Here is a 14,033-nt window from a genome sequence, read left to right as displayed (position 1 = left end):
ATGGGGGATTTTGTCCACCTTCATGTACATACAGAATATGATCTACTACGTAGTCCTAATCGGATTGATGATTTAGTTAAGAAGGCCAATGATTTAGGAATGAAAGCCCTCGCCTGTACAGACCGAAATACCATGTATGGAACGATTCCTTTTTATCAAGCATGTCGCCGCCAAGGAATTCAACCCATTCTAGGACTAGAGGTAGAACTGATCCATGATGAAGCAATGCAAATGAAGGATCCACCTGTCTTCACACTAGTACTTCTCGCTGAATCCTATGAAGGATATGAAAATTTAATGCGAATTAGCTCTCATATGAATATACAGCTAATTCAGCATCGTCCACTTCTCCCTTTTTCACGACTGGCTCAACACCATCAAGGTTTAATTGCCTTAAGCGGAGGAATTCATGGTGAAGTGGCAAGTGTATTGTTAAATGGAGGCATCTCACAGGGAAAAGCGATTGCCCAGCGCTATCTCCAGCTTTTCGGAGCCGAGCACTTCTTTTTGGAATTACAGGATCATGGACTTGAGGAAGAGAAACTCATCAACCAGTATCTTGTTACACTCCATCAAGAATTAGGGATCCCACTAGTGGTAACCAATGACGTGTATTACTTACAGCAAGAGGATGCGGTGTTGGCAACTATCTTAGAGGCCATCGAAAAAGGAGAACCATTGGAAGAGAATGGAGAGGCTCGTTCCAATTTATACTACTTAAAAGATGAAGAAGAAATGGTTCAACAATTTTCTGCATTTCCCCAAGCCTTAGCCAATACAGCGCGCATTGCCCAGCGCTGTCACATTGAAATTCCTATGAACCAGATGATTCTACCGGCATACCCATTACCAACGTCATCTCAGTCCTCGGGGAAAAGCTGGAGTGCAGCAGAGTATTTACGTCTTCTATGTGAAAAAGGGGTTCAAGAGCGATATGGAACAGTCACTCCTCTTATTCAACAACGCTTGGAGCATGAATTAACCATTATCGAGAAGATGGGATTTGCTGATTACTTCTTAATCGTTTGGGATTTCATGCGTTATGCTCATGAGCAACGAATTATGACTGGACCAGGCCGGGGCTCTGCAGCTGGTAGTTTAGTGGCTTATGTATTACGCATCACTGATATCGATCCTTTGGAGCACCAGCTATTATTTGAGCGCTTCCTAAATCCAGAACGGATCTCCATGCCGGATATTGATATTGATTTTTCCGACCGCAGGCGTGATGAAATGATTCGCTATGTGGTGCAGAAATATGGGAAGGAACATGTCGCACAAATTGTCACCTTTGGCACCATGGCTGCACGGGCAGCGATTCGCGATGTAGGTCGTGTTCTTAATTATCCCAAGGAGGTAATCGATGGCGTTGCCAAGCTAATTCCTCAGTCACCTGGGATGACGCTGGCCCAAGCATTGCAGGATGAACCTAGGCTTGAACAGCTCTTCAACCACAATCTCCAGGTGACGAAATTAATTCAACTGGCTCAGAAGGTAGAAGGATTGCCCCGACATACATCAACACATGCTGCAGGTGTGGTTATTTCAAGGGAGCCTTTACTAACCCATGTTCCTCTGCAGTTAGGATCCGACGAGCACTGGTTAACTCAGTATCCCATGAATGTCCTAGAGGTATTGGGATTATTGAAAATGGACTTCTTAGGCTTACGCAATCTTTCGCTGATTGAAGAGATTCTAGCTCAAGTAGAAGAGCATGAAGGGATAGCGCTTCAGTTGGATCACTTACCCTTTGATGATGCATCCACCTATGAGCTACTAGCTAAAGGTGATACCACAGGGATCTTTCAATTAGAATCAGAGGGGATGCGTCATGTCTTACGTGAGCTACGACCCAATTCTTTCGAGGATATTGTGGCCGTTCTAGCCTTATACCGGCCTGGCCCCATGGAGAATATTCCTATATTTATTAAGGCAAAGCATGGCGAACTCCCAATTCAATATCCTCACCCTGATCTAGAAGGAATCCTTTCATCCACCTATGGTATCATCGTCTATCAGGAACAGATCATGCAGATCGCCTCGACGATGGCTGGTTTCTCCTTAGGTGAAGCTGACCTCTTAAGACGGGCGGTGAGTAAGAAAAAACGGGAGATTCTCGATCGGGAGCGGGAGCATTTTGTTCGAGGCTGTATAGGGAAAGGGTATGATGACGCCTTAGCTCATGAAGTGTATGACTTGATCGTTCGTTTTGCAGATTATGGCTTTAATCGTAGTCATTCTGCTGCTTATGCCATGTTAGCGTATCGCCTTGCTTATCTAAAAGCAAACTATCCAGGCATCTTTATGGCTAGCCTTCTCTCTCAATCCATGGGCAATCAAAATAAGCTGGCGGAGTACGTAGAGGAGGCAAAGCGGATGGGCTTTGGGATTCTTCCTCCCGATGTGAATCGGAGCCAGCTTCATTTCACCTATGAGCAAGGCAAAATTCAGGTTGGCTTAGCCAGTACAAAAAATGTGGGGACCCTTGCACTGCATGAAATTATTACAAAGCGTAAGGTGGAAGCATTTCGTGATTTAGCAGATTTCTGTCAGCGAGTTGATCTACGACTCTGTAATCGCAGAGTAATAGAATCTTTAATTATGAGTGGAGCGATGGATATCTTTCCTGGACATCGGGCACAAATGCTGGCCATACTTGATCAAGTGATGGAAATGGGACAGCAGTATCAAAGGAAAAAAGCAGAGAAACAGCTGCACTTCTTCGCTAAGGGTGAAGCGGAGGAAGAGGAGATTCAATACCCAGAGTTACCTCCCTTTACCTTATTAGAAAAACTCCATTATGAAAAAGAACTGCTAGGCTTCTATGTTTCGGGACATCCTCTAGATGAATGGATCAGCTTAATGGAAACACCTCCCTTGCTCTCCTTAGAGCAGGTAGCACGGGTAAAGGCTGGCACCATGGTAACTACCCTAGGTCTTATTACAGATGTAAAGCCCATTCGAACACGAAAGGGTGAAAGAATGGCATTTGCCAATGTGGAAGGACGATTTTCCACCATGCAGCTAGTGCTATTCCCTGACAGCTACTCGAAAAATCAACAATTTTGTGAACGAAACCGTATCGTTGTCATCGCTGGGAAGGTGGAACAGAGTGAAGAAAATAGCAAGATTGTAGTAGAACAGCTTTATGAACCTCAGCAAGTATTGAATCAACTCAAGCGCAGGCGATCTCAAGGAATGGATGAAGCACAGCTGTTCATCCGTATCCCTGCAGCAGAGAATGAAGGAGTACTCCTCACATTACAGGAACGACTATTACAGCATCCTGGGTCTATTCCAGTCTATCTTCATTATGAATCGACGAAAAAAACACGAAAATTAAGCTATAAGTATAATTGTAGTGGTAGTACAGAACTATTAACGACGATAGAACAGTTATTGGGTAAGAATTCTGTTATACTGAAGAAAATCATCTGAAAGTTTGTCTAAGATGTTTGGAGGTTTTACTTGCCCGCCATTTTGGTATAATGAAACCATTGTGAGGTACATTTCATCAAATTGTATAGCACATTTCCTTAATATTCTCGAGATGTCTTGAAGGAGTGAAATTGGAATGGCCAATTTACGGGAAGACGCTTTAAATATGCATCGACTACATCAAGGAAAGATCACAGTGGAATCTAAGGTGGCATTAAAAAATGCTCGTGACCTCTCGTTAGCCTATTCCCCTGGTGTTGCAGAACCATGTAAGGAGATTCATGAGAACCCTGAGAAAGTGTATGAGTATACAGCGAAGGGGAATCTTGTGGCGGTCGTCAGTGATGGAACTGCAGTTCTAGGTCTTGGTGATATCGGACCTGAAGCAGCTATGCCGGTCATGGAAGGTAAAGCTGTCCTTTTTAAAACTTTCGCAGGTGTGGATGCTTTTCCGATCTGTTTAAATACCACAGATGTGGAAGAGATTATCCGTACAGTGAAACACTTAGAGCCTACTTTCGGTGGTATTAACCTTGAAGATATTTCCGCTCCTCATTGCTTCATTGTTGAAGAGAGATTGAAGAAAGAGATGGGGATTCCTGTCTTCCATGATGATCAACATGGTACAGCCATCGTAACTGCTGCAGGGCTGATTAACGCATTACGCGTTGTGAATAAGTCCATCGATCAGATTAAGGTGGTTGCTAGTGGTGCTGGAGCAGCGGGCATTGCTATTATCAAGCTGTTGATGAGCTTAGGTGTTCAAGATGTAATCATGTGCGATTCCAAAGGCGCTATTTATAAAGATCGTCCCTTTGGCATGAATCCCATCAAGGATCGGATTGCTGAAGTGACCAATCATGAACACATTGAAGGTACTCTAGCAGATGTCATAAAAGGTGCAGATGTCTTCATCGGCGTCTCTGTAGCTGGAGCATTGACGAAGGAAATGGTAGCAACCATGAATAAAGATGCGATCATCTTTGCTATGGCTAATCCAATTCCAGAAATCATGCCAGAGGAAGCTAAGGCTGCAGGTGCTCGTGTAATTGGTACTGGTCGTTCTGATTTTCCCAATCAAGTGAATAATGTCTTAGCATTCCCCGGGATTTTCCGTGGTGCTCTTGATGTGCATGCCTCAGAGATTAACGAAGAGATGAAAAAGGCAGCGGTATATGCCATTGCTGATCTGGTTAAACCAGAGGAACTTCATGAGGATTGTGTCATTCCCCAACCGTTTAACCCAGAGGTGGCTCCTAAGGTTGCTGCTGCAGTAGCCAAGGCAGCTATGGAAACCAATGTTGCTCGTCGACATGTGGATCCTGCTGAGGTTGAACGCCATACCATTGAACTGACACAAGGGAAGTAATAAAAGATTGCTTTTGGCCCCAAGGTACAAAACCGTGGGGCTTTTTCGTATTTCATGTAACATTATGCCAACCATTGGCAGGCTTATTGCTTTTTTTAAAATAGATATGTTATCATGAACCAAACATACTATTCTTAGCGAGTGACTACTCACATGTTTGATATTTTTACCTTTTCATCCAAAAAAACATTGTACAGAGGTAATGTGATTTGAAGAAATTGAGGTGGAAGCATGCTTCGTGATACATTTTTTAAGCGGAAACGCTACGCTACCATTCCATCGGAAAAAGCGAAGAATGATATTCCCGAGGGTGTAATGGTGAAATGTAATGTTTGTGGTACGATCACGTATAGCAGAGAGTTACTTAAATCGTATAAAGTTTGTCAGCAATGCGGTTATCACTTTCCTCTCTCGGCACAAGAGAGGATTCAATTTACCTTAGATGATGGTCAGATCCATGAGTATGATAATGACATGCTCTCAGAGGATCCTCTGAACTTTCCTGAATATATGAAAAAGCTCAAGACCGATATGGAGAAAACAGGATTGGCAGAGGCTGTGGTAACAGGTGAAGGAACGATTGAAGGATATCCTGTGGTAATGGGTGTAATGGATTCCCGTTTTCGGATGGGAAGCATGGGATCGGTCGTCGGAGAAAAGATCGCTCGAGCTGTAGAAGTAGCTCAAAAGAAGAGATATCCATTTGTTTTATTTTCAGCATCTGGTGGTGCTCGGATGCAAGAGGGGATTCTCAGCTTGATGCAAATGGCGAAGACCAGTGTTGCCCTTGCCCAGTTTCATGAGAAGCGGGGGCTGTTTATCTCTGTCTTAACCAATCCTACAACAGGAGGCGTCTCTGCAAGTTTTGCCTCACTGGGTGATATTAATATTGCAGAGCCAGGTGCCCTGATTGGCTTTGCCGGTCGCCGGATCATTGAACAGACCATACGGCAAGAATTACCGAAGGACTTTCAAACTGCCGAATTTTTAATGGATCATGGTCAATTGGATATGGTGGTGAAGCGCCAGGAATTGCGTCAGGTATTAGCTAAACTATTGGAGCTTCACATGGAAAGGAATGAACTTGTATGAGCACCTTCCTTCCGTTTGAAAAACCCTTACATGAGATAGAAGAAAAGATTGCAGAATTACGACAATTAACAGAGGAAAAAGGTATCGATTTTAGTAAAGAGATCAATAGTCTAGAAGAGAAATTTCACCAGGTGGCAACGGAGATCTTTGGGAGTCTAACGCCGTGGCAGCGTGTACAGATTGCTCGTCATCCTCAACGTCCTACTACATTAGACTTTATTCGAGCTTGCTTTCCCGATTTTATCGAGATGCATGGTGATCGACTTTATGGCGATGATCCGGCTATTGTAGGAGGAATTGCTAAGTTTAACGGTCGTCCTGTTACGTTGATTGGCCATCAGAAGGGGCGCGATACAAAGGAGAATATCTATCGTAACTTTGGGATGCCCCACCCTGAAGGATATCGCAAAGCATTACGGCTCATGTATCAAGCCAATAAATTTCGTCGTCCCATCATCTGCCTCATTAATACCCCAGGGGCATATCCTGGAATTGCCGCAGAGGAGCGGGGACAAAGTGAAGCGATTGCCCGAAACCTAAGAGAAATGGCCTCCCTTGATGTTCCTGTAATCTCTATCGTTACCGGTGAGGGTGGTAGCGGTGGTGCATTGGCTCTCGGTGTAGGGAATCGTATCCTAATGCTAGAAAATAGCTTTTATTCTGTCATCTCACCTGAGGGTGCAGCAGCCTTGCTATGGAAGGATGCTAGTAAGGCTCAATTAGCCGCAGAGACCATGCGAATCACAGCCAAGGATCTTATGGAGCTTGGTGTCGTCGATGCGATTATCCCTGAGCCCTTAGGTGGTGCTCACCGCAACCATGAGGCTTTAATGGAATCCTTCCGTCAATCATTAGAGCAGAATCTTCAGCAATTAGTAGGTCTTAGCAAAAAAGAATTACGGAAACAACGCTACAATAAGTATCGAGCGATGGGTCAATATACTTTTGCTGCGGAACAATTATTAAATTATCAGTAAAATTCAGCTTTCAAGCTACTATCGGTATCTGTCGATGGTGGCTTTTTTTCTCTCTACTGTCCCAACTAAAGGGTCTCATCTGAACCTAAATCGCTTCACTTTAAATGAAATTTGCTGAAAAACAGGAAATTTTCGATGCAATGAGTAAACTATAAAGGATAGGAGTTTCTCTTGAAGGAGGTAAAAACGATGAAACGTATCGTTGTTCTTACTAGTGGCGGAGACGCACCAGGCATGAATCCAGCAATTCGTGCTGTTGTACGTAGTGCCATTTATCATGGAATGGAGGTTTATGGTGCGTACCATGGCTATCATGGTTTAATGAATGGTGATCTACTACGGATGGATCTTGGTAGTGTTGGTGATATTATTCACCGTGGTGGCACCATGTTATATAGTGCGCGTAGTGAAGAATTTAAGACAGCTGCAGGCAGAGAGCGGGCAATGGAGGTTTGCCACCAGCATGGTATCGAAGGGCTTGTAGTCATTGGTGGTGATGGCTCATTTCGTGGAGCTCATGCCTTAGCAGAACTAGGCTTACATACAGTTGGGATACCTGGCACCATCGATAATGATATTGCAGGGACTGACTTTACCATCGGTTTTCATACGGCTGTAAATACAGTTCTCGATGCCATCGATAAGATTCGTGATACGGCTACTTCCCATGAACGAACCTATGTGATTGAAACCATGGGACGAAATGCTGGAGATATTGCACTTTGGGCTGGATTAGCAGGAGGAGCAGAAACCATCATCATTCCTGAAAAGCAGGAGCCCTTTGAGCAAATCATTGAGCGTCTCCTTCATGGCCATAAGCGAGGTAAAAAGCATAGTATCATCATCGTCGCTGAAGGAGTTGGGAAGGGGGATGATTTTGCTAAAAGAATTCAAGAGGAGACAGGCTTTGAGACCCGCGTCACTGTACTTGGTTATATCCAGCGTGGTGGTTCGCCAACAGCCTATGATCGTGTTTTGGCAAGTCGTCTTGGCGGATATGCTGTTCAGCTCCTCATGGAAGGCAAATCAGATGTCATGGTAGGTATCCAACAGAATCAGTTGATGGTTACTCCATTCCTTCAATCCTTTGAGGATGTACATCAAATTGACGATTCAATGTATGAATTGGCCAAAATTTTATCGATCTAAACGAAAGAGGGATAAAGCCTATGCGAAAAACAAAAATCGTCTGTACCATTGGACCTGCATCGGAACAAGTGGAAAAATTAGTAGAACTCATTCAGGCTGGGATGGATGTAGCACGGCTCAATTTTTCTCATGGTACCCATGAAGAGCATGCGCAACGCATTAAAAATATTAGGGCTGCAGTAGGTTTGACAGGAAAGGATATTGCAATTCTTCTCGATACCAAGGGTCCTGAGATTCGTACTGGTAAGCTGCGAGAAGAACTGATTCAGCTGGAAGCAGGTGAAGAGATCGTATTAAGCACAGAGGAGATCTTAGGAGACGCTACCCGACTCTCGATTAGCTATACAGAGCTCCCTCATGATGTACAAGCTGGTGACCGAATCTTATTAGACGATGGATTAATTGGTCTGGAAGTACTCTCTACAACGGATACTGAGATCCGTTGCAGGATCCTAAATGGTGGCGAACTAAAGAGTAAAAAAGGGGTCAATGTGCCCGATGTGCAGATTCAGCTTCCTGGCATTACACAAAAAGACGAAGAGGATATTCGCTTTGGCATTGAACACAAGGTGGATTTTATCGCTGCTTCTTTTGTTCGTAAAGCCAGTGATGTTCTAGAAATTCGCCGAATCCTGGAGGAGCATGGTAGCACCATTCAGATTATCCCTAAGATTGAAAATCGGGAGGGTGTAGAAAATGTGGATGACATCCTCGATGTAGCTGATGGGTTGATGGTGGCTCGTGGTGATCTTGGAGTAGAGATCCCTGTTGAAGAGGTGCCCATTGTTCAAAAAGAGCTCATTAAAAAATGTAATTTAAAAGGAAAGCCAGTAATAACAGCAACACAGATGTTAGACTCCATGCAGCGTAATCCTCGTCCAACGCGAGCAGAAAGCAGTGACGTGGCTAATGCCATTCTTGATGGTACCGATGCGATTATGCTTTCTGGAGAGACAGCAGCTGGTAAATATCCTGTAGAATCTGTGAAAACCATGGTACGGATTGCTGAAAGGACCGAGACTGCTTATTTAGGAAAAGAAAGGCATAAGCAGCTTTCAGCGGTGGGACCTCGCTCAATTACTGATGTGATTAGCGAAGCGGTTAGTAATGCTGCATTCGATCTCCATGCAGCAGCCATTTTAGCACCGACGGAAAGCGGGCAAACTGCGAAGTTAATCTCTAAGCATCGCCCTGCTGCTCCCATTATTGCAGTGACTCCTTATGAAGAAGTGCGACGCAAATTAGCTTTAGTATGGGGTGTCCATGCCATTCTTGTGGACATGGTAGGGAATACGGATACGATGCTGACACAAGCAGTGCAAGCCGCCTTAGCTACTCAACTGATCCAGCACGGTGATCTAGTCGTGATTACTGCAGGTGTACCAGTTCGTCAACCAGGTACCACCAATCTGATGAAAATTCATATTGTTGGTGATGCAACAGCTCAGGGTCAAGGAATTGGTAAGGAGATTGTAAATGCACCAGCTGTGTTAATTCGCAATGGCAAAGAGGCCATGGAAAAGGAAACAGCAGGTAAAATCGTGATAGTTTATAGTACCGATCGTGAAATGGTTCCAGCGTTGGAAAAAGCCGTGGCTATTGTAGCAGAAGAAGGTGGACTTACCTCCCATGCAGCAATCATGGGCTTACATCTGGGAATTCCTGTTGTGGTAGGAGTTAAAGACGCAATGGATCGTTTTCATGATGATCAAGAGCTGACCCTCGATCCCCGTGTAGGTCATATCTACGCAGGCCAAATCAAAATTTTATAAGTACCAGGAGGAACAGGAGATGGATGAGCGTTTTCGTACATCACTACGTGTACGCTTTCAGGAGACCGATCAGATGGGGGTGGTTTATCATGCTAATTATCTGAGCTGGTTTGAAGTGGGACGTACTGCTTTATTACGTAATTGGGGGATGAGCTATGGGGATCTGGAGCGTGGAGGCTTCCTCCTGCCAGTGGTGGAGGCCCATTGCTACTATGGAGCACCTGCTCACTATGAGGATGAGATCATCGTGCAGACAACCATTGCAGAATATAGTAATGTACGACTTATTTTTGAATATGAAGTGTTTTGTCAGGCATCAGGTAAGCTATTGATGCATGGAAGTACACAGCATGCATGGGTGGATGCAACCTTTCGCCCCATTAATTTAAGAAGGAAGCATCCAGAGCTTTATCAATTGTTAGAACAGATTTATGAAACAGGCAAGGGGCATGGAAAATAGCCCTTTGCCTGTTTTGTTGTGAGAATCTAGCCATTACGTATATAGGACCATACCTCATGAAAGATCCCCGCCTTCCATAGACTGAGTAAGATCACATAGAGAATGGGGCCGATCATTAACCCCCAAAATCCGAAAAGCTGTAAGCCGACGAAGAGAGCGATCAGTGTAATTAGAGGATTTAGCCCAATGGTGGTTGCCATAATCCGCGGCTCCATGAACTGTCTGACGAGGACGACAATTCCAAACAGAATGGAAAGACCCATCACCATGGTATAATCATTCTCAATAAAAGAGATGAGAATCCAGGGGAGCATAATCACCCCTACTCCTAAGTAAGGAATGAAGTCGATCATACCCATCATCATTCCGATGGTAAAGGCATGTTCCACCTGGAGAAAGAGTAGACCTACCATGATGAGTAGCGCTGTGACACTGACTAGCTTAAATTGAGCGCGAAAAAAGCCAAATAGTGCTTGTCTTAAATCGTTGTAGACAAGCTGAATGTTCATCATTCGTTCAGCTGGGAGCATGCGATGAAGTCTATCCCTGAGCTTGTCATAATCGAGGGCAATAAAGAAGGTAGAGAGAATGGCGATGAAGAAGGTGGAAGTAGCATTAGGAATCACTGCTACAAATTTAACAAGCTGACCAAAGATGGCTGAAATCAAGTTTTTCAAGGAGTTTCCCAGAGAAGTGAGCAATTCTCCGAGATTACCTTGGACAGTCTCTTGAAGTTGTGGGGAAAATCCTGTAAGAATTTGTTCTAACTGTTCCATCCATTGGAGCCATTCACTACTTTGAAGCTGCTGATTCATTTGGTGAATGAAGCGGTCAATGGAAACCAGTAGTTTACTACTAAGTGTTGATAGCTCCAGGATCGCTTGGGTAATTAAGAGAATCATGATCCCCGTTATGATACTAATGAGGAGTAGCAACCAGAGGATGATGGCTAACCAGCGTGGGAGTAGGAGTCGATGTTGCAAAGCAGTAACAGGTTGATGAATGATCATTGCAAGAATCAAACCGATGATGAAAGGGTAGAGAAGAGGCAAAAGGTAGAGACCGCTTAGGATAATTGCGAGGATGATGAAGGTAACAAAGTAGAATCGTTCGATGGGTAGATGATTCAAAAAAGGTTCACTCCTTTCACAAAGAGTTCTTCAAAGCAAAAGTGCTGTTCACAAAAAGTTCAAAGTGTCTTATAATTAGGTTGAGAGAAAAGCTATGTATCTATTTGGAGTATGGAATCTTGCAATAGGATTAACTAAGGAAAAGGAGGAAATAGTATGAGTACCCGCGGATTAGAAGGTGTAGTGGCAACACAATCAGCAGTTTGTTCGATTATTGACGGTGTTCTTACATACCGAGGTTATGAAATTGATGATTTGACGGAGAATGCCACCTTTGAAGAAGTGGTTTATTTATTGTGGCATGGGAAATTACCAAACAAGGAAGAATTGGAAGTATTCACAAGTCAACTTCGTCAAAACGCTGCTTTACCAGATGAGGTTCTAAAGCTACTTCGTAGTCTTCCTCTCCAAAATGTACATCCTATGGCTGTACTACGGACGGTTGTCTCCTCCTTAGGTTTATATGATGATGAAGAGCCTATCATGACTACCGAAGCGAACCAAAGAAAAGCGTTACGTCTAATGGCCCAAACTCCCACAATCGTTGCAGCGTTTCAACGTCTTCGGAGTGGAGAAGAGCCTGTAGCTCCTCATCCTGACTATTCCTTCTCGAAGAATTTTCTTTATATGCTGAAGGGAGTAGAACCTAGTGCAGTTGAGGTAGAGACCTTTGATAAGGCGATGATTCTGCATGCTGATCATGAATTGAATGCTTCTACCTTTGCTGGTCGTGTAACTGTGGCAACTCTATCTGATATCTATTCTGGTGTTACCTCCGCTATTGGCGCCTTAAAAGGGCCACTTCATGGTGGTGCCAATGAGGCTGTCATGAAAATGTTGATGGAGATCGGCGAGGTAGAGAACGTTGAACCTTATATTATGAAGAAGCTTGAAAACAAAGAGAAGATCATGGGCTTTGGTCACCGTGTTTATAAGAATGGGGACCCACGTGCCAAGCATCTGCGTAAGATGTCAGAAGCATTAACTAAAGGAACAACCAATGAGAAATACTATGTCATGTCACGCAAAGTTGAAGAACTAGTGGTATCAGAGAAGGGGCTGCTTCCTAATGTAGACTTCTATTCTGCTACCTCATATCATAGCTTGGGCATTCCTCATGACCTATTTACACCGATCTTTGCTATCAGTCGGATGTCAGGCTGGACGGCTCATATTCTAGAGCAATATGAGAATAACCGCCTTATCCGTCCTCGTGCAGAGTATATAGGAGAAAGTAACCAACGCTACGTTTCTATTGAAGAACGCTAAGAATCTAGCTACTTGACGAAGCTCATCATCAAAAAGAATTAAGGAGGCTTACGATGGTACAACTACAAAAATTCCCCCAGCCCACCGAGGGAGAAGCAATTCGTCTAATCAATGGACAATTACAGGTACCTGATCATCCTATTATCCCTTTTATTGAAGGAGATGGGACAGGTCCAGATATTTGGCGCGCAGCAGTTCGAGTTTTGGATGCAGCGGTTGAGCAAGCATATGATGGAAAGAAAAAAATCGCTTGGTATGAAGTATTTGCAGGTGAAAAGGCATTTAACCAATTTGGAGAGTGGCTACCTGAAGATACTTTGACAGCGATCCGTGAATACTTAGTGGCGATCAAAGGTCCATTAACCACACCCATTGGCGGTGGTATCCGTTCCTTGAACGTAGCGCTTCGTCAACAATTAGATCTATATACTTGCTTACGTCCTGTTCGTTATTATGATGGCGTACCTTCCCCAGTGAAGCATCCTGAACGAGTGGACATGGTCATCTTCCGTGAAAATACTGAGGATATCTATGCAGGGATTGAATGGCAAGAAGGTACAGATGATGTGAAGAAGGTCATTCGTTTCCTTCAAGAGGAAATGGGCATCACCAAAATCCGCTTCCCTGAAACCTCAGGAATCGGGATTAAGCCGGTCTCCAAAGAAGGTACAGAACGACTTGTTCGTGCTGCCATCCAGTCTGCTCTAAAGGAAGGCCGCAAGAGCGTAACCCTTGTTCACAAAGGGAATATCATGAAGTTTACAGAAGGAGCCTTTAAGAACTGGGGATATGAAGTGGCTGAGAAAGAGTTTGGCGACAAGGTCTTTACTTGGGCCCAATATGATCGCATCAAAGAAGAAGCTGGTGTAGAAGCAGCAAATAAAGCGCAAGATGAAGCAATTGCTGCAGGTAAGATTATCATTAAAGATGTGATCGCCGATGCCTTCTTACAACAGATTCTCACTCGCCCTGCCGAGTATGATGTGGTTGCAACGCTGAACTTAAACGGGGATTATATCTCTGATGCATTAGCAGCTCAGGTTGGCGGTATTGGAATCGCACCTGGTGCCAATATCAACTATGTAACGGGGCATGCAATTTTCGAGGCCACTCATGGTACAGCACCCAAATACGCAGGTATGGATAAAGTGAATCCATCCTCTGTAATTCTGTCAGGTGAGATGATGTTACGTCACCTTGGTTGGAACGAAGCAGCTGACCTCATTGTGAAATCAATGGAAAAAACGATTTTAGCAAAAACAGTAACCTATGACTTTGCTCGTATTATGGATGGCGCAACAGAATTAAAATGCTCTCAATTTGGCGATGCATTGATTCAAAATATGTAAGCTGATCGAGCTGAGAGCAAATAAGAAA

10 protein-coding genes are annotated in these 14,033 nt (G+C 44.0%); 9 read left to right on the top strand and 1 reads right to left on the bottom strand.

Features of this window, described 5'->3' with window-relative positions; genetic code table 11:
* From BN1691_RS02300 to BN1691_RS02270, 7 genes are all read left to right on the top strand, one after another.
* On the top strand, positions 1-3,438 hold the full coding sequence (locus BN1691_RS02300) for a DNA polymerase III subunit alpha (RefSeq protein WP_048600612.1): 3,438 nt from the start codon (positions 1-3) through the stop codon (positions 3,436-3,438).
* Between the two features lie 136 nt (positions 3,439-3,574).
* Entirely contained in the window at positions 3,575-4,807 is a 1,233-nt protein-coding gene (locus BN1691_RS02295) for an NADP-dependent malic enzyme (protein ID WP_048600611.1), read from the top strand.
* A 231-nt stretch (positions 4,808-5,038) separates the two neighbouring features.
* Positions 5,039-5,899, top strand: coding sequence for an acetyl-CoA carboxylase, carboxyltransferase subunit beta (gene accD / locus BN1691_RS02290; RefSeq protein ID WP_048600610.1), 861 nt, complete (start codon positions 5,039-5,041; stop codon positions 5,897-5,899).
* Entirely contained in the window at positions 5,896-6,876 is a 981-nt protein-coding gene (locus tag BN1691_RS02285) for an acetyl-CoA carboxylase carboxyltransferase subunit alpha (RefSeq protein ID WP_048600609.1), read from the top strand. Before accD ends, BN1691_RS02285 begins: the two co-directional genes overlap by 4 nt.
* A gap of 189 nt (positions 6,877-7,065) precedes the next feature.
* Complete coding sequence (gene pfkA, locus BN1691_RS02280) at positions 7,066-8,025, top strand: 6-phosphofructokinase (protein ID WP_048600608.1); 960 nt, start codon at positions 7,066-7,068, stop codon at positions 8,023-8,025.
* A 20-nt stretch (positions 8,026-8,045) separates the two neighbouring features.
* Positions 8,046-9,797 carry a pyruvate kinase gene (gene pyk, locus BN1691_RS02275; RefSeq protein ID WP_048600607.1) on the top strand — a complete coding sequence of 584 codons (1,752 nt, stop codon included), beginning with the start codon at positions 8,046-8,048 and terminating at the stop codon, positions 9,795-9,797.
* A gap of 19 nt (positions 9,798-9,816) precedes the next feature.
* Complete coding sequence (locus BN1691_RS02270; protein ID WP_048600606.1) at positions 9,817-10,257, top strand: acyl-CoA thioesterase; 441 nt, start codon at positions 9,817-9,819, stop codon at positions 10,255-10,257.
* A gap of 26 nt (positions 10,258-10,283) precedes the next feature.
* Here the strand turns inward: BN1691_RS02270 and ytvI are convergent, their stop codons facing one another.
* Positions 10,284-11,387: a sporulation integral membrane protein YtvI gene (ytvI, locus tag BN1691_RS02265; protein ID WP_048600605.1), complete on the bottom strand. Its 1,104-nt coding sequence runs from the start codon at positions 11,385-11,387 to the stop codon at positions 10,284-10,286.
* 156 nt (positions 11,388-11,543) lie between these two features.
* Here ytvI and citZ point away from each other — a divergent pair, with 156 nt between their 5' ends.
* Together citZ and icd are read left to right on the top strand one after the other, a co-directional pair.
* Positions 11,544-12,656: a citrate synthase gene (citZ, locus tag BN1691_RS02260; RefSeq protein ID WP_048600604.1), complete on the top strand. Its 1,113-nt coding sequence runs from the start codon at positions 11,544-11,546 to the stop codon at positions 12,654-12,656.
* Positions 12,657-12,709: 53 nt separating this feature from the next.
* A complete protein-coding gene (gene icd / locus BN1691_RS02255) occupies positions 12,710-14,005 on the top strand; it encodes an NADP-dependent isocitrate dehydrogenase (RefSeq protein ID WP_048600603.1) in 1,296 nt (431 codons plus the stop codon).
* The last annotated feature ends 28 nt before the right edge of the window (positions 14,006-14,033 follow it).

This window comes from Rubeoparvulum massiliense, assembly GCF_001049895.1.
GTDB lineage: Bacteria > Bacillota > Bacilli > Rubeoparvulales > Rubeoparvulaceae > Rubeoparvulum > Rubeoparvulum massiliense.
The sequence above is the reverse complement of the archived record's forward strand: the minus strand, read 5'-3'. Positions and strand labels throughout refer to the sequence as shown.

What these genes read in the sequence shown, in the direction of transcription:
- BN1691_RS02300 (WP_048600612.1), top strand. Translation starts at nt 1, where the DNA reads ATGGGGGATTTTGTCCACCTTCATGTACATACAGAATATGATCTACTA.
- BN1691_RS02295 (WP_048600611.1), top strand. Translation starts at nt 3,575, where the DNA reads ATGGCCAATTTACGGGAAGACGCTTTAAATATGCATCGACTACATCAA.
- accD (WP_048600610.1), top strand. Translation starts at nt 5,039, where the DNA reads ATGCTTCGTGATACATTTTTTAAGCGGAAACGCTACGCTACCATTCCA.
- BN1691_RS02285 (WP_048600609.1), top strand. Translation starts at nt 5,896, where the DNA reads ATGAGCACCTTCCTTCCGTTTGAAAAACCCTTACATGAGATAGAAGAA.
- pfkA (WP_048600608.1), top strand. Translation starts at nt 7,066, where the DNA reads ATGAAACGTATCGTTGTTCTTACTAGTGGCGGAGACGCACCAGGCATG.
- pyk (WP_048600607.1), top strand. Translation starts at nt 8,046, where the DNA reads ATGCGAAAAACAAAAATCGTCTGTACCATTGGACCTGCATCGGAACAA.
- BN1691_RS02270 (WP_048600606.1), top strand. Translation starts at nt 9,817, where the DNA reads ATGGATGAGCGTTTTCGTACATCACTACGTGTACGCTTTCAGGAGACC.
- citZ (WP_048600604.1), top strand. Translation starts at nt 11,544, where the DNA reads ATGAGTACCCGCGGATTAGAAGGTGTAGTGGCAACACAATCAGCAGTT.
- icd (WP_048600603.1), top strand. Translation starts at nt 12,710, where the DNA reads ATGGTACAACTACAAAAATTCCCCCAGCCCACCGAGGGAGAAGCAATT.